At 74.2% G+C, this 18,344-nt stretch carries 20 protein-coding genes; 10 read left to right on the forward strand and 10 right to left on the reverse strand.

Annotated features, from left to right (window positions below; genetic code table 11):
- Positions 1-31 precede the first annotated feature (31 nt).
- A complete protein-coding gene (locus ACFOSY_RS13835; RefSeq protein ID WP_394307077.1) occupies positions 32-679 on the reverse strand; it encodes a nucleoside/nucleotide kinase family protein in 648 nt (215 codons plus the stop codon).
- A gap of 92 nt (positions 680-771) precedes the next feature.
- On the opposite strand from ACFOSY_RS13835, the gene ACFOSY_RS13840 reads away from it, so the two are divergent.
- From ACFOSY_RS13840 to ACFOSY_RS13855, 4 genes are all read left to right on the forward strand, one after another.
- Positions 772-1,509, forward strand: coding sequence for a beta-phosphoglucomutase family hydrolase (locus ACFOSY_RS13840; protein WP_394307078.1), 738 nt, complete (start codon positions 772-774; stop codon positions 1,507-1,509).
- 185 nt (positions 1,510-1,694) lie between these two features.
- Positions 1,695-3,188: a hypothetical protein gene (locus ACFOSY_RS13845; RefSeq protein WP_394307079.1), complete on the forward strand. Its 1,494-nt coding sequence runs from the start codon at positions 1,695-1,697 to the stop codon at positions 3,186-3,188.
- 117 nt (positions 3,189-3,305) lie between these two features.
- On the forward strand, positions 3,306-3,788 hold the full coding sequence (locus ACFOSY_RS13850) for a DUF5709 domain-containing protein (RefSeq protein WP_394307080.1): 483 nt from the start codon (positions 3,306-3,308) through the stop codon (positions 3,786-3,788).
- Positions 3,789-3,944: 156 nt separating this feature from the next.
- Entirely contained in the window at positions 3,945-4,481 is a 537-nt protein-coding gene (locus tag ACFOSY_RS13855) for a YcxB family protein (RefSeq protein ID WP_394307081.1), read from the forward strand.
- 142 nt (positions 4,482-4,623) lie between these two features.
- On the opposite strand, the gene ACFOSY_RS13860 is transcribed toward ACFOSY_RS13855, so the two are convergent.
- From ACFOSY_RS13860 to ACFOSY_RS13875, 4 genes are all read right to left on the reverse strand, one after another.
- Entirely contained in the window at positions 4,624-4,830 is a 207-nt protein-coding gene (locus ACFOSY_RS13860) for a hypothetical protein (protein WP_394307082.1), read from the reverse strand.
- A 202-nt stretch (positions 4,831-5,032) separates the two neighbouring features.
- Entirely contained in the window at positions 5,033-6,238 is a 1,206-nt protein-coding gene (locus tag ACFOSY_RS13865; protein ID WP_394307083.1) for a beta-1,3-glucanase family protein, read from the reverse strand.
- Positions 6,239-6,624: 386 nt separating this feature from the next.
- Positions 6,625-7,515: a Gfo/Idh/MocA family protein gene (locus ACFOSY_RS13870; protein ID WP_394307084.1), complete on the reverse strand. Its 891-nt coding sequence runs from the start codon at positions 7,513-7,515 to the stop codon at positions 6,625-6,627.
- Between the two features lie 156 nt (positions 7,516-7,671).
- On the reverse strand, positions 7,672-8,085 hold the full coding sequence (locus ACFOSY_RS13875; RefSeq protein ID WP_394307085.1) for a VOC family protein: 414 nt from the start codon (positions 8,083-8,085) through the stop codon (positions 7,672-7,674).
- A gap of 219 nt (positions 8,086-8,304) precedes the next feature.
- Between ACFOSY_RS13875 and ACFOSY_RS13880 the strand changes: the two genes are divergently transcribed.
- The 3 genes from ACFOSY_RS13880 to ACFOSY_RS13890 all read left to right on the forward strand — a co-directional run bounded on the left by ACFOSY_RS13880 (position 8,305) and on the right by ACFOSY_RS13890 (position 11,472).
- Positions 8,305-9,162, forward strand: a complete 858-nt coding sequence (locus ACFOSY_RS13880; protein ID WP_394307086.1) for an aldo/keto reductase — start codon at positions 8,305-8,307, stop codon at positions 9,160-9,162.
- 138 nt (positions 9,163-9,300) lie between these two features.
- Positions 9,301-11,070, forward strand: a complete 1,770-nt coding sequence (locus tag ACFOSY_RS13885; RefSeq protein WP_394307087.1) for an ABC transporter ATP-binding protein — start codon at positions 9,301-9,303, stop codon at positions 11,068-11,070.
- A 144-nt stretch (positions 11,071-11,214) separates the two neighbouring features.
- Positions 11,215-11,472: a DUF5133 domain-containing protein gene (locus ACFOSY_RS13890; RefSeq protein ID WP_394307088.1), complete on the forward strand. Its 258-nt coding sequence runs from the start codon at positions 11,215-11,217 to the stop codon at positions 11,470-11,472.
- On the opposite strand, the gene ACFOSY_RS13895 is transcribed toward ACFOSY_RS13890, so the two are convergent.
- Positions 11,428-12,456, reverse strand: a complete 1,029-nt coding sequence (locus tag ACFOSY_RS13895; protein ID WP_394307089.1) for a GlxA family transcriptional regulator — start codon at positions 12,454-12,456, stop codon at positions 11,428-11,430. The genes ACFOSY_RS13890 and ACFOSY_RS13895 overlap by 45 nt on opposite strands.
- Positions 12,457-12,674: 218 nt before the next feature.
- On the opposite strand from ACFOSY_RS13895, the gene ACFOSY_RS13900 reads away from it, so the two are divergent.
- Both ACFOSY_RS13900 and ACFOSY_RS13905 read left to right on the forward strand, forming a co-directional pair.
- Positions 12,675-13,148 (forward strand): hypothetical protein, encoded by a 474-nt coding sequence (locus ACFOSY_RS13900; RefSeq protein ID WP_394307090.1) that lies wholly within the window; start codon positions 12,675-12,677, stop codon positions 13,146-13,148.
- A gap of 93 nt (positions 13,149-13,241) precedes the next feature.
- Positions 13,242-13,460 carry a hypothetical protein gene (locus ACFOSY_RS13905; protein WP_394307091.1) on the forward strand — a complete coding sequence of 73 codons (219 nt, stop codon included), beginning with the start codon at positions 13,242-13,244 and terminating at the stop codon, positions 13,458-13,460.
- A 78-nt stretch (positions 13,461-13,538) separates the two neighbouring features.
- Here ACFOSY_RS13905 and tgmB read toward each other — a convergent pair whose 3' ends face one another.
- The 3 genes from tgmB to ACFOSY_RS13920 form a co-directional block, all read right to left on the reverse strand.
- Positions 13,539-14,522, reverse strand: a complete 984-nt coding sequence (gene tgmB / locus ACFOSY_RS13910) for an ATP-grasp ribosomal peptide maturase (RefSeq protein ID WP_394307092.1) — start codon at positions 14,520-14,522, stop codon at positions 13,539-13,541.
- A gap of 15 nt (positions 14,523-14,537) precedes the next feature.
- The gene (tgmA, locus tag ACFOSY_RS13915) at positions 14,538-14,729 is read right to left on the reverse strand and encodes a putative ATP-grasp-modified RiPP (RefSeq protein ID WP_006132986.1); all 192 of its coding nucleotides are present in this window, start codon (positions 14,727-14,729) and stop codon (positions 14,538-14,540) included.
- Positions 14,730-14,849: 120 nt separating this feature from the next.
- Complete coding sequence (locus tag ACFOSY_RS13920) at positions 14,850-15,173, reverse strand: YkvA family protein (RefSeq protein ID WP_037817306.1); 324 nt, start codon at positions 15,171-15,173, stop codon at positions 14,850-14,852.
- 247 nt (positions 15,174-15,420) lie between these two features.
- On the opposite strand from ACFOSY_RS13920, the gene ACFOSY_RS13925 reads away from it, so the two are divergent.
- Complete coding sequence (locus ACFOSY_RS13925) at positions 15,421-16,929, forward strand: hypothetical protein (protein ID WP_394307093.1); 1,509 nt, start codon at positions 15,421-15,423, stop codon at positions 16,927-16,929.
- Between the two features lie 51 nt (positions 16,930-16,980).
- Here ACFOSY_RS13925 and ACFOSY_RS13930 read toward each other — a convergent pair whose 3' ends face one another.
- The gene (locus ACFOSY_RS13930; protein WP_394307094.1) at positions 16,981-18,153 is read right to left on the reverse strand and encodes a hypothetical protein; all 1,173 of its coding nucleotides are present in this window, start codon (positions 18,151-18,153) and stop codon (positions 16,981-16,983) included.
- Positions 18,154-18,344 lie beyond the last annotated feature (191 nt).

Here is an 18,344-nt window from a genome sequence, read left to right on the forward strand (position 1 = left end):
GGCGCGGGTCGCCCTGCCGTCTCCACGGACGTCACGTCAGCTGCTCCACCGGCACCACCAGGTCCGCGCGGTCCCGGGTCGCCGCCACCAGGGCCGCGTTGCGCTCGTCGGAGCGCTCCACCCAGGCGACCGCCTCCGCGTGCGACTTGCCGAACCGTTCATGACGGGCGATCAGCCGCCGCACCCGTCGCTCCTCGTCCGCCGCGCAGAACCACACCTCGTCCAGCAGCGGGCGTACCCGCGCCCACGCCCCGGTGTCCAGCAGCAGGTAGTTGCCCTCCGTGACCACCAGGCGCGCGGCCGGGAGCACGGGGATCGCCCCCGCCAGCGGCTGTTCAAGCTCCCGTTCGAAACCAGGCGCGTACACGACCTCGCCGGCCGCGTCCTCCTCCCGCAGGCGCCGTAGCAGGGCCGCGTACCCGGCCGCGTCGAAGGTGTCGGGGGCGCCCTTGCGGTCCCGGCGGCCCAGCCGTTCCAGCTCCGCGTCGGCCAGGTGGAAGCCGTCCATGGGGACGTGCGCCGCCCACGGCTCCCCGGAGCCGTTCAGCTCGCGCACCAGGCGTCCGGCGAGCGTGGACTTGCCCGCGCCGGGGCTTCCGGCGATGCCGAGGATCGCGCGCCGCCCGTCCCGGGGGAGGGCGCGGGCGCGGCGGAGAAGGTCGTCGAAGGTCGGCTCCACAGAGCAGAGTGTGTCACCCGGAAGGCCGCACCCCGCCACCCGTGCGGCCCGCGCCGCTCCCTGTTCCGCCTCGCACGGGGAACCGTGACGGTATGACGGATCTGGGCCTGCCCGACGGCATCGAGGCGTGCCTCTTCGACCTCGACGGCGTGGTGACGAACACGGCCGTGGTGCACGCCGCCGCGTGGAAGGCGATGTTCGACGCCTTCCTGCGCGAGCGGGACGGCGAGGGCTTCACGCCCTTCACCGCCGCCGACTACGACGCGTACGTGGACGGCAGGCCGCGCGCCGACGGGGTGCGCGCCTTTCTCGACTCCCGGGGCGTCCGGCTGCCCGAGGGCGCCCCTGACGACCCGCCGGCCGCCGCCACCGTGCACGGGCTGGGCAACCGCAAGAACGAGCTGCTGCTGGAGAGGATCCGCACCGACGGCGTGGAGCCCTACGACAGCACCCTGCGCTACCTGCGCGCCGTCCGCGCCCGCGGCCTGCGCACCGCGATCGTCTCCTCCAGCGCCAACTGCCGTGACGTGCTGCGCTCCGTCGGCGCCGCGGACCTCTTCGACGTACGGATCGACGGGGTGGTCGCCGCCGAGCGCGGCCTGCCGGGCAAGCCCGCGCCCGACACCTTCCTCGCCGCCGCCCGCGAGCTGGGGGTGGAGCCCGCCCGGGCCGCGGTGTTCGAGGACGCGCTGGCCGGCATGGACGCCGGACGCGCCGGAGGGTTCGGCCACGTCGTCGGCGTGGACCGCGTCGGACAGGCCGCCGCCCTGTACGCGCACGGCGCCGACCGGGTCGTCGGCGACCTGTCCGAGCTCTGGGGCGACGCGTGACCGCGAGGCGCTGACGGTGGGACAGGGGCGCACCTCTACGGCGCGCGGCCGAATAGCGCCTGCGCCGCCCACCGCTCCGGGTTAGCTTTGGCCATGATTCCCCCTTATCCGTATTCCTCAAGACGTGGGGCCCATGTGGCTCTTGAGAGACGTCACTCCACACCGGCGGCAGCGAAGGACGGACGATGACCCACGGCGCCGGCGCCCCGCCGACCGTCACCCGGCGGAGCGAGGACCGCTCACGGCCGGCCGGCCCGCGGCCCGCCCACGACACGCGGGCGCTCGCGGTGCTCGCCGCCGTCTTCACCCTGGCCCAGCTCGCCCTCGTCCGGCCCACCCTGGGCCTCGGCTGGGACGAGATCGTCTACACCAGCCAGGTCACCACCCACCACCCGGCCGCCTTCTTCAGCGCCCCCCGCTCCCGGGGCGTCTCCCTGCTGGTCGCGCCGGTCGCCTTCTGGTCCGACTCCACCGTGCTGCTGCGGATCTACCTCGCGCTGCTCTCCGGACTCGGCCTGTACCTCGCCCTGCGCGCCTGGCGCGGCCTGTTCCCCACCCGCGTCCTGGTCACCGCCGGCGCCTTCTTCGCCTTCCTGTGGGTGACCCTCTTCTACGGCCCGCAGGCCATGCCCAACTACTGGGTGGCGATCGGCGCGCTGATCGCCGTGGGGGCCTTCCTGCGCCACCGCCGGGCCCCCTCGTCCACGTCCACGCTGTGGGCCGTGGTCGCGGGGGCCGCGCTCATGGCGTGGATGCGGCCCACCGACGCCGTGTGGGTCTCGATCCCGCTGCTCGTCCTCGCGGCGGCGTGGCGGCGTCCCCGCCTCCTCGCGGCGGTCGTGGGCGGTCTGCTGGCCGGCGGCGTGCCCTGGGTGATCGAGGCGTACGCGTCCTTCGGCGGCCTCACCGAGCGGCTGGCCGAGGCGTCCCGCATCCAGGGCGGTCTCGGCCTGCACATGGCCGTCGACGACCAGCTCCGCAGCCTCGGCGGACGCGCCCTGTGCCGCCCCTGCACCGGGGAGATGCCCCACCCGGTGATCACCCTGTGGTGGTTCGTGCTGCCGCTGCTCGCGGTGCTCGGCCTGGTCGTCGCCGTCCGCGCCCGCCGCGCCCTGCGCACGGTCGTCCCGCTGGCCTGCGCCGTCACCGCCGCGCTGCCGTACCTGTTCACCATCGAGTACGCGGCGCCGCGCTTCCTCCAGCCCGCCTACGCGCTGCTCGCGCTCCCCGTCGCCGACGCCCTGTGGTACCTGGTGACGGCGCCGCGCGGGCGGTGGCGGCCGGTCCTGAGAGGGGTGGTCGCGGTGGGCCTCGCGGGCCATCTGGCGGTGCAGCTGACCGTGCTCGTGCACACCGTGAACCGCTCCGACGCGAGCCGGCAGGACTGGGCGCGCACCGCCGAGGGGCTGCACCGGCTCGGCGTCCGCCCGCCCTGTCTGGTCACCGGCCACGAGTCCATCCCCATCGGCTACTACACCGGCTGCTCCTCCGGCGCGACCGCCGGCAACAACGAGAACATGACCGCCGAGGACATCCGGCGCACCGCCGAGAGCGTCCCGGTCGCCGAGATCACCCGCGTCGGCGGCAGGCCCAACGCCTACGCGCGGACCTGGCCCGTCCACCGGGTCGAGGACTACGAGATCCGCGTCGCGCCCGGCCCTCGCACGCCACGGGAGTGAGATCCGGCGCCTTTCCCGCAGGCGGGGCGGCTGACGGGGTTAGACACCGGCTGACGGGAAACGCGAACCGCACACCTAGGACGGCGCGAGCCGACGCAGCGCGACAGGGAGGACGCCATGGGCTCCGAACCGATGGGGGACGACGTCTACCAGCCCACCGGGACCAACGAGCAGCAGGAGGACGGCGCCCCGCTCGACATGCAGGACGCCCTCGACGAGCGGGACTACGACGACATGCTCGACGAGGGCTACTCGCCGCCGGAGAAGGCGGCGGGCGTCACCAAGCACGGCGTCACCGCGGCCGAGCAGCACGACGGCGAGACCCTGGACGAACGGCTCGCCCAGGAGGTGCCGGACGCGAACGCGGCGGCCGGCGACGGAGTGGGCGACCTGCCGGGCGGCGAGGGCGAGCCGGTCGACCCGGAGGCGGGCGGCGCCCGCGCGGGACGCCTGGTCGCACCGGACGAGGGCGCGCACACCGACGTCACCAAGGAGTCCGTCGCCGACGACGTCGGCATCGACGGCGGCGCGGCGGGCGCGGAGGAGGCCGCGATGCACGTCGTGGAGGACGAGACGGAACTGCCCGACGACCGTTCCTAGGGTTCGTCCGGCGGACCAAGCCGGAGCCGCGCGGGCCGCCACGCCCCTCTGGGGTGTGGCGGCCCTGCTCGTCGCCGCCGAAAGGCCCGCGTCACCGGCCCGGCCGCCGGATATCCTCCCCTGATTCGATCACTGAGGTGACCCAGGGGAGGGCCCATGGAAGACCGTGCGGAGACCGCGGAGGGGGAGCGCGTCGAACTGGAGTACCAGGTGACGCGCGAGGACATGAGACAGGCGCTCGGAGCGCGGGCCAAGGCGTCGGACCGGGGCCGGCGGATCCGGCAGTTCGCCCTGATCGGCGCGGCCGTGTTCGTCGGAGCGTCGGTGGTGCCGCTGGCGGACGGGGAGACTCCCGACACGCAGTCGCTGGTGATCGCCGGCGTGCTCGTCGTGCTGCTGCTCGTGGCGCAGCCCTGGCTCACCGCCCGCCAGTTCCACAAGATCGCGTCTCGGCACGGGGCGTGCCGTGCCACGGTCGACGACGTCGGTGCCACAGTCAGCAACGCGGGCGGCTCCAGCCGGCTCAACTGGACCGCCGCCCCGTACTACGCCGAGACCCCGGACACCTTCGTCCTGCTCAGCGGGGACAAGGACCTCTCGTGCCTGACCGTGCTGCCCAAGCGCGGTGTGCGGGAACCGGAGGGCGTGGACGGCATACGGGCCCTGCTGGACCGGCACATCCGAAGGCTCTGACCCCGCAGGGCCTGCCGCCCGCGGCCTGACGAGCCCCGGGCGACACCACCCGCACAACGCCGTCGGGCCCGGTGCACGCGCGGTGCACCGGGCCCGACGGCGTCCCGCTGCCGAGGGAGCGGGGACCGGGCCGTGCGGTGGCTTACGGGAGGATCTTCTCCATCGCGGCGGGACCCTCCTCGTCGAGCTTCCGCCGGGCCCACTCGAGGTTCTGCGGGGTGAGGTCCTTGCCGCTGGCGAGAACCAGGTCTTCCGGCGACACCTCGCCGCCGGTGCGGGTGTGGAGCAGGCTGTCCGGGGTGGCGCGGTCCTCGCTCTGCCGGGACGCGTCGGGCTGGGACGTCGACATCTTCGGGCTCCTCGGGTCCGGATCGCTGGTACGGCCCGGCGCCGGGCGCCGGGTCCCGTATTCAGCCTTCACCGCGGAGGCCCGCCGTGCATCCGGAACGCCCTGGGCGCCCACCGCGGGCGCCCGGGGCCGTCCGGGTGCGGGGCCTCCCCGTGCATGCCGGGGTACCGTGCCCCGCCCCCGGGAAACCTGCTCCCCGCGCTCACTCGAAGGACGTGAGCGTCAGCCGCAGGCCGGTGGGCGCCGTGTCCTGGATGTACGAGGCGAAGTCCGCCACGTCGTCGAACGCGAACCCGTACGCCTTGCCGTCCTCCGTGGCCGCGTGCATGGCCTTGGAGTAGTGGTTGGTCAGCTCGGTCAGGTAGAACTGCGCGGGGTCGGCGGTCGGCTGCTCGGTGTGGCTGAGCAGCGTCGAGCGGTTGAAGCCCGCGCCCAGGATCGCGGCGACCGGACCCGTGGTGCCGTCGTTGGGCGCGGCCAGGGCGCCGTCGCAGAACAGCACGTCGCGGGTGGACGGCTTGCCGAACGCGACCTGGGCGGGCCCGTCGAAGGTGAACTGGTCCCCGCGCACCCGCCCGGTGAACGTGCCGGCGTTGGTGGTGACCTTCAGGTCCCGCCCGGTGTAGGTGCTCCACACCTCGTCGATGTACGGGGCGAAGTAGTCCTTGGCGAACAGCCCGGCGTCCAGGCCGTGGCCGGGCGCGATGATCCGGGTGTCGTCCACCACCAGCTTGTCGAAGCCCTCGGCCCCCTTGACGGCGGCGAACGCGGCCGCGCGGCCCCCGGCCCGGACCGTGCCCGTGGTCTGCTCCTTGGAGCCGGTGAGGCGGATGCTCAGCGGCACGCTGAACATGTCGACCATCGTGGTGTTGCAGAACATGCCGGCGGAGTTGAAGGTGAACTCCGCGCAGTCGTGCAGCACGCCGAAGTTGGGGTCCGAGGAGACCCACCCGGCCGGGAACTGGAGCGCGGGCGCGCCGTTGCCGTCCGCGACGGCCTTGAACTTCAGCTTCTCGCCCAGCGCGACGTAGATCCGGCCGGACATGTACGGCAGTGACAGCGTTGTCTCGGTGCCGGAGAGGCTGATCGCGTAGTCGGTGAAGCCGTCCGCGCCGTTGTCGGCCAGGTCGATCGGGGCGAGCGTGCCGTCGGGGGTGAGGCGGACCTGACGCCCGTCGGCGTTGCCCACGACGTACACGTGCACGGAGGCGTTGTCGAAGGAGCCGCTGTTGTTGACGATCGTCAGCGGCAGCGTGCCGGCCGCCTTCGTGCCGGACCCGCCGTCACCGGACTGGTCGGCGAGGGCGTGGGGGGCGATCGCCGCGGCCGCGGGGAGCGCCACGGCGGCTCCGCCGAGGGCGAAGAGCAGCTTGCGGCGGCCGAGGGTGCGCTGGTGCCGAGGAGTCATGTGGGGGGTCTCCAGAGTGCTCGTGCGGATTGCGGTGGGGCACACCGGCCGACCGGTCCGGGAGGCGAGTGAGAGCGCTCTCAGACCGTGCGTCGGGACCGGCACGCGGCACCGATGGTAGGGACCGCGGCCGGGTCCGCCAACGCGTCCGACTTGTCCCCAACACCCTCTGACCTGCGCCTACTTGAATGAACGACAAACCACGCACGATCGCTTAACCGGTCCTTAAGGATCGTTTAAGCCGGCCCGGACGGCCCGGACACGCAGCGCACCGGCCGCACTCCGCAGGGTGTCGGGCGACTGCTCCGCGGGGTGTCGGGGCGAGTGCTCCGCAGGGTGCCGGGCGCGCGGGCCGCCGTGTCGGCCACGCGGGCCGCGCCCGGCTCTCAGCGGGTGCCGCTGTGCAGCAGCGTCTCCGCGGTGGCGAGGATCCGGGTCACCGTGCAGGCGAACCGCACGTCGCACGGGTGCGGCCGGCCGGAGCCGGCCGCGGCGATCAGCGCGTCCGCGGCCCGGCCGAACGCCGCGACGGCGTCATGCCGGGCCTGAGGCAGCGCGGTCACCCCGGACACGCCCCGCAGCTCCACCATGGCGCCCGCGGCGGCCGGGGGAGCGGTCAGGCTCAGGGTCGTACTGCTCGACGCCCCGCCCGCGTGATCGAGGACGAGATGCACGGTGTCGCCGGGTCCGTACGCCGCCGCCGTCACCCGGCGCGGCTCGCCCAGCACCGGCAGCAGCACGGACAGGGCGTGCGGGCCGACGTCCCACAGCGCGCCCTTCTCCTGCCGCCAGGGCGAGGCGGCGAACGGGTTGTCCTCGACGGTGAACACCGCGCCCAGCCACTGCGCCCGCCCGGTGAACCACCCGCCCACGCGCGCCTGTTCCTCGATCCAGGCCTGCGGCTCGGGCTGGAAGCGGGTGGTGAAGAAGACCACGGAGGCCACCCCGGCCGCCTCCACCGCGTCCACGATCGCGCGCCCCTGCGCCACCGTCGTGGCGAGCGGCTTGTCCAGCAGCAGATGGCGGCCCGCCCGCGCGGCCCGCACCGCCAGCTCCGCCTGCACGGCCGGCGGCAGCGCCACGGCGACCGCGTCCACGTCGTCGAGCAGCGCGTCGACGTCCTCGTACGCCCGGACACCGTGCACCGCTGCCAGCTCCCCCGCCGCCTCGGGCCTGCGGCCCCACACGCCGGCGAAGTCCAGGCCGGGGTGTCCGCTCAGCGCGGGGGCGTGCGCCGCCCGCGCCCAGGGTCCGGTGCCGAGCAGTCCGATCCGCATGCCGCCGCCTCTCCCCGGGCCTCCGTCCGCCACCGGGCCGTCGTCCACCAACGGGCCGATGTCCGCGTCGCGCCCTGCCGGCGCGTGCCCGGCCTGCACGATGATCCCCGCCGTGACGCCGTGTCAACCGCCGGACCACCGCGCCCGGCCCGGTGCTCAGCCCTCCGGCGTGCTGATGTTCACCATCCACGGGACGCCGAACCGGTCCGTGCACATCCCGAAGATGTCGCCCCACATCTGCCGCTCCAGCGGCACCGACACCTGGCCCCCGTCGGACAGCTTCTCCCAGAAGCCGCGCAGCGTGTCCTCCTCCTCGCCGCTGAGGCTCACGGCGAAGTTGTTGCCGGAGGCGTACTCCATCCCGGGAGGCCCGTCCGAACCCATGACGGTGAAGCCGTCCGGGGTGGTGAGCATGCCGTGCATGATCTTGTCGGCGTATTCCTCCCCGGCGCCGCCGATCTCGCCGAAGGTGTGCATGTTCAGGTCCCCGCCGAAGACCTCCTTGTAGTACTCCATCGCCTCCCGGGCGTTGCCGTCGAAGTTGAGGTACGGATTGAGGAGCGGGGCCATCGGAACCTCCTGTGGGGGCGAAGGATCGGTCTCGCGGCAGCGTAACGCCGGGGGTGGGCGGGCGCGCGGTGAACAGGTCCGGGGCGGACGGGGCCTATTCAGCGACCGGCCCGATCAATCCGTTCGGATTTCCCTGTTGGATTTCCGGGCACCCGGCGGCGAGGCTGGAACGCGTTTTCCGCGATCGCCAGCACGACAGCCGGAAGGGGCTCCGCGCACATGCACACGCGTCGAATCGGTGAGGTCGAGGTCTCCGCGATCGGACTGGGCGGGATGCCCATGTCGATCGAGGGACGGCCCGACGAGTCCCGTTCGCTGGCCACCCTGCACGCCGCCCTGGACGCGGGCGTCACCCTGATCGACACCGCGGACTCCTACCACCGGGACGCCGGGGAGGTGGGGCACAACGAGAGCCTCATCGCCAAGGCGCTCTCCACCCACGAGCGGGGCGGCGACGTCCTGGTCGCCACCAAGGGCGGGCATCTGCGGCCCGGCGACGGCAGCTGGACCCTCGACGGCAGCCCCGAGCACCTGAAGCGGGCCTGCGAGGCGTCGCTGCGCCGGCTGGGCGTGGAGGCGATCGGCCTCTACCAGTTCCACCGGCCCGACCCCCGTGTCCCGTACGCCGAGTCCGTCGGCGCGGTCCGTGACCTGCTCGACGAGGGGAAGATCCGCATGGCGGGCATCTCCAACGCGAATCCCGAGCAGATCCGTCAGGCCCAGGAGATCCTCGGCGGGCGCCTCGTCTCCGTGCAGAACCAGTTCTCGCCCGCCTTCCGCTCCAGCGAGCCGGAGCTGGAGCTGTGCGACGAGCTCGGTGTCGCCTTCCTGCCCTGGAGCCCGTTCGGCGGCATCTCCCGGGCCGGTGAACTCGGCTCCTCCTACGCGCCGTTCGCGCGGGTGGCGCAGGCGCACGGGGTGAGCGCGCACCAGGTGTGCCTCGCCTGGATGCTCGCCAAGTCGCCGGTCGTCGTGCCGATCCCGGGAGCGAGCCGTCCCGAATCGATCCAGGACTCCGTGCGCGCCGCCGATCTCGTGCTGAGCGCCGAGGAGATCGCGGAGCTCGACGCGGCCTGAGCGGCCGTACCACCCGCGCCCGGCGCCCCCGACGGGCGCCGGGCGCCGTTCGCGCGCCGTCCCGGGGGCGGATCCGCGCCGGGTCGGCGCCTCTCAGGGCGCTCCTCAAGGCGCTTCTCAGGGGGAGGACCACCGCCCATGGCATCGCCGCAGATGAGACCGCTCGACCACCGCTACCGGGGCGAGCATCCGGTGCGCACGCTCGGTTACCTGTTCCGCGCGGACCGCGGCCGCCTGGCCGCGGCCGTCGTCGTCTTCACCGTCAAGCACAGCCCCGTCTGGCTGCTGCCGCTGATCACCGCGTCGATCATCGACACCGTCGTCCAGCACCAGCCGGTCTCCCGGCTGTGGACCAGCACCGGCTTCATCATGGTGATTCTGCTGGTCAACTACCCGCTGCACGTGCTGTACGTCCGTCTCCTGTACGGCAGCGTCCGCCGCATGGGCACCGCCCTGCGCTCCGCGCTGTGCACGCGCATGCAGCAGCTCTCCATCGGCTACCACTCCCGGGTCAGCGCGGGCGTGCTCCAGGCCAAGGTGGTCCGGGACGTCGAGACCGTCGAGCAGATGGTGCAGCAGACCGCGGAGACCGGGCTCGGCGCGCTCACCGTGCTGACCGGCGGACTGGTCATCATCGGCGTGCGTACCCCCGAGTTCCTGCCCGTCTTCCTCGTCGTCGTGCCCGCCGCGGCCCTGCTCGTCGCCCGGCTGAGGGCGCGGCTGCGCACCCACAACGAGCACTTCCGGCACGAGGTGGAGACCCTGTCCTCCCGCGTGACCGAGATGACCCGGCTGATCCCCGTCACCCGGGCCCACGGCCTCGAGGGCAAGGCGCTGCGCCGCATGCACGGCACCCTCGACCGGCTGCTCACCTCCGGGATGCGCCTCGACCTGGTCAACGGCCGGTTCGGCTCGCTGGCCTGGGTGGTCCTCAACGTGGTCGGCGTGACGGTGCTGGCCGGCGCAGCCCTCGTGTCGTACTACGACGTGTGGGGCGTCACCGCCGGCGACGTCGTGATGCTCAGCGCCTTCCTGACCACGCTCACCAACTCCACCACCACGCTGGCGGGTCTGGCCCCGGTCATCACCAAGGGCCTGGAGTCCGTGCGCTCGGTCGGCGAGGTGCTCCAGGCGCCGGAGCTGGAGGACAACGAGGGCAAGGCCGAACTCACCGCGCTGCGCGGCGCGGTGACCTTCGAGGGCGTCGCGCACGCCTACGACGGGGACGGCCGCCCGGCCGTACGGGACTTCACCCTCGACGTGGCCCCGGGCGAGACCGTCGCCCTGGTCGGCGCGTCCGGGGCGGGCAAGTCCACGGTGCTCAACCTCGTCATCGGGTTCATCCGCCCCACCTCCGGCCGGCTGCTGGTCGACGGCGTCGACATGAACACCCTGGACCTGCGCACCTACCGGCGCTTCCTGTCCGTGGTGCCCCAGGAGTCGATCCTGTTCGACGGCACCGTGCGGGAGAACGTCGCCTACGGCATGGACGACGCGGACGAGGAGACGGTCCGCGCCGCGCTGCGCGACGCCAACGCGCTGGAGTTCGTCGACCGGCTGCCCCAGGGCCTGGACACCCTCGTCGGGGAGCGCGGCGCGCGGCTGTCCGGCGGCCAGCGCCAGCGGCTGGCGATCGCCCGCGCCCTGATCCGGGACCCCAGGGTGCTGGTGCTGGACGAGGCGACGTCGGCGCTGGACACCCGCTCGGAGGCGCTGGTGCAGGAGGCGCTCGCCCGGCTGCTGCGCGGGCGGACCACGTTCGTCGTGGCGCACCGGCTGTCCACGGTGCGCGGGGCCGACCGGATCGTCGTGATGGCCGACGGGACCGTCCAGGAGGTCGGCACGCACGAGGAACTGCTGCGGCGGGGCGGCGCGTACACGGCGCTGCACAGCGGGCAGGTGGCCTGAGCGGTTTCCGCCCGAACGGTCGTCCGCCCTGACAGTCCGGTCGCAGAGCGAATGTTTTCGGTCAATTTCGATCAGCCGGGCGCGGGAAGTGCGTGCTTTCGTCGTCTTCGGGCATACGCAGCGAAAACACGAGAGGGGCGCTACGTGCTCGTACCGGATCCGAAGGTCGTCAGGCAGCTGCTGACGCGGTATGCGACGCTGCGGATCGCGCAGGCGGAAGGACGGACGGCGGCGGTCGCCGGGGAACTGGAGGACGTCACCCGCCGGCTCTGCGCGACGATGGGCACGACAAGCATCCACGACGCCGTCGCACGCGCCGACGACCTGCTCGCCCGGGCCCGGACGGATTGTGGCCGGTCACCCGAGGCGGACGGGGAGGGCGGCCTGTCGCTGGCCGTCTGAGCCAGGGGACCGGCCGTCCACGCGGACGGCCGCGGCGCGCCCGCCCCGGAACGACCTGCGATAGGCGTCCGGGGTCGTGCCCACCACCTTGCGGAACCGCTCGCGGAACGCGGTGGGGGAGCCGAAGCCGGCCTGCTGGGCGATCCGGTCGACCGTGTGGTCGCCGGACTCCAGCAGGTACTGGGCGCGCCGCACCCGGGCCCGCAGCAGCCACTGGAGCGGCGTGGTGCCGGTCTGCTCACGGAAGCGGCGGCTGAAGGTGCGCTCGCTCATCCCGGCCCGCGCCGCCATCGCGGCCAGCGTCACCTCGCGCGCGAGGTTGTCCTCGATCCACTCCAGCAGCGGCTCCAGGTCCGAGCCGCGCGGCACCGGCGGATGCTCGTGCACGATGAACTGGGCCTGCCCGCCCTCGCGTTCCAGCGGCATCACCGACATCCGCGCGGCGTTCGCCGCCACCGCCGACCCGAAGTCACGGCGGATCATGTGCAGGCACAGGTCCAGCGCGGCGGCGGCGCCGGCCGAGGTGAGGATCCGCCCGTTGTCCACGTAGAGCACGTCCGGCTCCACCTCCACCCGCGGATACGCGTGCGCGAACTCCTCGGCGGCCGCCCAGTGCGTGGTGGCGCGCAGCCCGTCGAGCAGGCCCGCCTCCGCCAGCACGAAGGCGCCGACGCACACCGACGCGATCCGGGTGCCCGACGCGGCGGCCTCCCGCAGCGCCGCGAGCACCGCGGGGGAGGGCGGCGGGGAGCCCGGGGCGCGCCCCGGCACGATCACCGTGTCGGCGTCCGCCAGCGCCTCCAGGCCGCGGTCGACGCGCAGCGCGAAGCCGCCGTCCGCGGCGACCTCCGGCCGCTCCGCGCACAGCCGGACGCGGTACGGGCGCCGGCCGTCGGGCAGCCGCGTGTAGTCGAACACCTGCATGGGGGCCGCCATGTCGAACGGCACCACACCATCCAGTACGAGGATCGCCACGGAGTGCATGGACGCCAGGGTAAACGGGTTCCCGCCAGCAGGTCCGACCTGGGTCGGTGCTCGATATGCCTGGTCAGGTCGGTTGGCGGGAATCCGTGGAGAACTGTCGATCCAGCCGCTGTCCGGCCGCCCCGACGGCCTTTAGCGTGATCACGGCATCCGCCGATCGCGGACCCCGTCGATCCCCTGTGCGGGCGTCCCGCCGTCACGTCAACGAAAGAGCCCCGGTGACCAAGCTGCTCCTGTCCCTCCACGTCCTGGCCGCCATCGTCGCCGTCGGTCCGGTGACCGTCGCCGCCAGCATGTTCCCGCCGGCCGCGCGCCGCGCCGCCCCGGCGGACGGGACGGACCCGGGCCCGCGCGCGGCCGGCACCGTGGAACTGCTCCACCGCATCTGCCGTGTCTACGCCGGACTCGGCGCGCTCGTGCCGGTGCTGGGCCTCGCCACCGGCCTCGCGATGGGCGTTCTCGGCGACGCCTGGCTCGTCACCTCGGTCTTCCTGACCGCGGTGGCCGCGGGCCTGCTCATCGCCCTTGTGCTCCCCCGCCAGGGCGAACTCGTCGCGCAGGTGACCGAGCGCCGGCCGGTCGACCCCCGGAGCACCGTCCAACTCGCCATGTTCACCGGCGTGTTCAACCTGCTCTGGGCGACCGTCACCGTCCTGATGATCGTCCGGCCCGGTTCCACGACGGGAGCCTGACGTCCGGAACGCCCACTTCACCCCCGTTGGCCGCATACACTCGGCAGTCGCGGCCCCGAACCGGGGACGCCGAGCAGAAAGGCACGTTGTCGGGTGTTCCAGGATTCCCCCATCTACGACCGACTCATCGCGGAGTGCGGCGACGTGCCCGCACAGGTCCGCCGCGAGGCCGAACGCGTGAGCAGGGAACTGGAGTCGGTCATGCGGCCCCTGCGGTCGCCCGGCTACGGCTCCGGACTCGACCTGCCGCAGCAGGCCCCCGGCAACGGCTGGCAGCGCGCCGCCCTGCTGCCCGGACCCAGGCCGCACTGATCCCGGCCGCACCGACCCTGGCCGGACTCACCCCGCACCCGCGCCGCTCCGCCGCTCTCTCGGCGCGGCGGCCGGCGCTCACCGCGCCGTGGTGATCGAACCGTCCAGCTCCGCGGGCTCCTCAGGCACGGGGCGGGACAGCCACTCCGCGATGGTCCGCGCGATCGGCTGTTCCGTCTCCACCTCGACGAACCCGAACTGCCCCGACTGGTTGCACTCCAGGAACCACCAGGTCCCGTCCGCGTCCTCGGCGAAGTCGAACGCTCCGTAAGCCAGTTGGGCCCGGCGCAGATAGTCGAGCACCGCGTCCGCGGTGCGCGGCGGGACCTCCACCGGCTCCCACGGCGGCCCGGGCGCGGCGAACCGCACGTCCACCACCTGCGGGTCCGCGTCCGGCACCGTCGCCTTGCGCGCCGCCAGCAGCACGTCGCCCACCGCGGTGAGCCGGATGTCCGCCCGCTTGGCGATACGCCGCTGGAGCAACGTCGGCCCGTAGGCCACCGCCGAGAAGTCCGTGTCCGGCGCCACCCTGCTGGTCGGCACGGCCCGCGGCGGATCCTGCGGATGCGCCCCCGACACCGGCTTGACCACCAGGTCCGGGAAGCGCTCCGCGAACTCCCGCGCCGCGCGCGGGAACGTCGTGATCACCGTCGCCGGCACGGGCAGCCCGCAGCGCTGGGCCAGGCGCAGCTGCCACGGCTTGTGGCGGGCCTGCCGCGCGGCGTCCGGATGGTTCATCCAGCGCGCGTCGCTGCCGCGCAGCATGCCGTAGAGGGCCTGCGACGCCTCCTCGGTGAGCCAGGCGGACGGCTGCGGGGCGCGCTCGGCCGGCGTGCCGGGGCGGCGCACCCACACCGACCGCAGCCCGCCGATGCTCACCAGCCGTCCGCCGACGGACAGATGGCCGCGGAACCGGCCGTGGACGTACTCGCCGGACAGCGAGACGCCCCCGGTGAGGTCGGCCGGGTCGAGACGGACCACCGGCACTCCTGCGCCGTTCAGATGGACCACCACCATGTCGGCGGTCACATCCTCCTCGCAGGTGAGGATCAGCACGGTCATGTTGACGGTCCGCGTTCAGTCGTCGAAGTGGGTCTTGGAGCCGGCGGTGGACGTGGTCGTCCCCAGCTCGCGCAACAGGGCGTGGTCGCTGGCCGCGATCCGCCCGTCACCGAGGACGTTCAACTGCAGTCCGGAGTCATACGCATACGGAGTGGCAACGGCCAACTCCACCGCCGGACGGGCGTAGTTGAGCGCGAACGGTTGCATCGTCTCTCCCTCGTCGGTGCTGCGCCGATCAGGCAACGGCCTTCTGTGCGCCGCCGCTTGGTCCGCCGACTTGCGTTGGCTTCCAGAGACTTATACGAATCGAACGGGTGGTTGGTTTCCTCACGGAGCGTAATCATCGGCGGGTTGTCGGCCCGGCCGCCGTCCGGACACTTCGGGCGCCCCCGCGCCGAGGGAGCCACGCATGGTGCGCAGAGCGAGGAGCAGGACGCCGATGTCGTCCAGGTACACCGGATCGGGCAGCAGATCGGCGGGCAGCACCAGGTAGAGCACCGCGCCCCAGAACACCCAGCGGGGCCCGGTGGGCAGCCCCGCGCGCCGCAACTCCCGCCGCGTGCGGACCAGACGGACCAGCACGGCCACGGCGCCGGCCAGCAGCAGGGCCGCGAGGACGGCGACGCCCCACACCACGGTCGTTGTGTCCAAGATCACTGCCCTCCTCCCGGTGGCCGCGTGCCGCGGCCCCCTCCCGCGACACGGTCCTCGAGGAAACGGATTCCCGCTCCGGGCCCCGGTATGGCGGCGGGGTCCGGCCATGCGCGCACGCGACCGTTGCCCCGTGAACACCACCCGAAACACGCAGTCGTCGCAGGTCATCCCTGCGGCTCAGTCAAGTGGCAGCACCCGGAGGGGGAGCCTAGTAATGGTGATCAGTCTTCCCCTGGAGTCGATCATGACCACTTTCTCCTCGTCCTCCTCCGGCGAACCCGGCATACCCGTCGACACGGCCGCGGCCCCGCCCGCCGGCACGACGGGCGCGGCGACCGGCGCGCACCGGGCCGGACCGGCCTGGGCACGCCACCTGACGGCGGACCACACGGCCCCGGCCGACCCTCGGTACGCGTCCGGCGCGGGCGCGGACACGGCGCCTTCGCGCGAGCCGTCCGGGGCGGACCGCCCGTCCCGTCCGGCCGGCGCGGGCCACTCCCGCGACCCCGTGCACGGCCGGCGTCCGCGCGACCCGGTCGACCGGCCCCGCGGCCCCGCCGAACCGGAGCGGCCCCGGGACCCGGTGGCGACGGTCGACCTCGTGGACCCCGTGGACGCCCCGGGAGAACCGGGGGAGCCGCACCGCCCGCGTGACGCCGAAGTCTTCGCCGGGCCGCCGGGCGCCGCGTCCGGGACGACCGGGCGGGTGTACGCCGATCCGGTCACCGACCTGGTGCACGCCGCCGTGTCGGACCGCCCCCTCGAAGAGGTCGTCGACCTCATCACCGCGCTCGAACGGTCGCCCGAGCACACCCGCGCCGTCGTCGCCGCGCTGCGCGCCGCCGGTGTCGACCGGCCCGTGGAGGACGTCACCCGGCTGGTCGCCCTGCTGACCCGCCCGCCCCGCGACCCCGCCGGCGCGGACGAGACGATCCGCGCGGCGGCCGCCCACCGCTCGGTGGAGGACGTCACCCTCCTCGTCGCCCTCCTGCACAACGAGCCCCTTCCGCCGCACTGCCGCGAGGAGGTCCTGCGCGCCGCCGCCACCGGCCGTTCCGTGGACGAGCTGGTCGAACTGATCGACCGTCTGGCCGCCCACCGGCCCCCCGAGCACCTCCTGCGTGCGGCCGTGGCGCAGGCTCGCACCGTTCAGGAGACGGACGCGCCCGGGAAGCTGCCGCAGCACCCCCGCCCCGAGCCGGAGCGCGCCCCGGCGTCCCGTGGCGGCGCGCCGCGGATCGGGCGCCGTCGCCCCGCCGTCCGCCGGACCCGGCGGCCGGTCCGCCGTCCCCGCAGCACGGCCCGCACCCGCGCCTCACGGCCCGTCGCCCGGCCGGCGATCTGGACGAGCTGGCTGGCGGCCGTGGCCCTCGCGGTGTGCGCGGTGACCCACTTCCCGCTGCGCCATGACGGCGTGTCGCTCGACGTGCACGCCCTCGCCGTCGGCGTGTCGGTGCTGTGCACGGTGCTGGCGCTGATCCTCGTCGTACGCCCCGCGGTGGTCGTGCTCGCCGCCGGGGTCGTGGCGGCGACCGTGCCGGCCGTCGCCCACGCCTACGGCGGCCCGTACTCCGAGGCCGCCCTGCCGAGGGCGGTCGAGCTGGCCCTCGCGCCGGACTGGCTCGCCACCTCGGCAGCCGTCGCGGCGGCGCTGCTGTCACTGGTGGCGCTGGTGGTCCGCGTGGCCGCCCCGGCCCCGGGCACCCGCTGGTCCCCGTGGCCCCCGGCGGAACCCCATCACGCCACGGACTGACGCCGGAGCCGTACCGGGCGGTGGACGGGGGGTGTCACCTGCGGCGAGGTGTCACCCCTTGTCCGAAGGCTCCGCTCCCGGCTCGGGCGTCGGCGCCGAGGCGGTCTCCTCCTCGGAGGACCGGCCGCGGCGCGACCCGCCCGGCTTCCAGCGCTCCAGCGTGCGCGTCAGCTGCTGCAACGGCGCGGGCGTCCGCGGCCGGGGCGGCTGGGCCGGGGACGGCGCGGCGCCTCCCGTCTCCCGGTACGCGGCCAGCGCCTCGTGGGCGCGTTCGGCGGCCTCGCGGTACAGGTCGCGGGACTTGGTCATGGCGTCCAGCGCCTCGGCGTACATCGCCACCAGCGCCCGCTCCCGCTCCAGTTCCTCGGCGAGGGTGAGCAGGTGCCAGTCCTCGCGCAGCGCGGTGAGCGCCTCCTCGGCCGGCCCCGGCAGTTCCCTCGGCAGCGCGTCGTGCCGCAGCACCGCGTCCACCAGGTCCGTGGGCTCCGTGCCGTCGAGGAACACCGCGCGCACGGCGAACGCGTCCGGCTCGTACCCCTGGGGGACCGGTCGGCCGGGCAGCACCGCCGCGCCGCCACGGGGGACCTCCACGCCGAACTCCCGCAGCGCCCAGTTCGTCACCCGCGCCTGCTGCGGGGCGGCCCGGTGCTCGACGACCCGGTGCCGCAGCCCCGGCGGCAGCCAGTGCGCGAGCGGGACGTGACCGCGCTCGTCCGGGGTCATCGCCTCGTGGACGACGACGTGGACGTACCAGGGGTCGCGCGCGCAGTCCCGCAGCCGGCGCCGTACGTCCTTGTCGTCCTCCGGCAGCGGGTTGATCTCGCCGGGACGCAGCCCGGACGCCGGGTCGTGGTTCCAGGCGGCGTCCGGCTCCGGCGGCCAGAACAGGGTGACCGGGGACGGCCAGGAGGGGTCCCAGGGGCGTTCCGCCTCGGCGACCAGGAGCCAGTCGCGCTCCTGTGCCCTGCCCTTGGCGGGGGAGAGGGCGAGCCGGGCGCGGACCGTGACGCCGACGCCGTCACCGAAACGCGTACGGGACTCGAACACCAGGTCGGGCTTGGTGTCGTCCGCCGGGAGTTCCAGGAAGTCGTCGATGCCGCCGGAGGCCCTGAGGGCGGCGAGGCTGCGCCGGAGCGTGTCGTCGGCCCCCTCCCCGACGTAGCGGCCGCGGGTCGTCCGGACGGTGGGAGGGACGGTGGGGCGGGCTGTGGCAGAGATCGGCATGGGTCCAGTCGTCAGCGGGGGCACGTGCTGCTCCCAGTATCGTCGCCCGCGCCGTGCGACCTGACTCCGGGTTCCGCCGTACGGCGGCCCGGTCCCCGGGCGGTCCGCCCGGACGGCCGACGCTCCGGGCCGCGCGCGGCGTGACGCGTGTGGGGTGACGCGTGTGGGGTGTGCGCGGCGCGCACGCGGTG

It is taken from the genome of Streptomyces lusitanus, from assembly GCF_042647945.1.
Classification (GTDB): Bacteria; Actinomycetota; Actinomycetes; order Streptomycetales; family Streptomycetaceae; genus Streptomyces; species Streptomyces pseudogriseolus.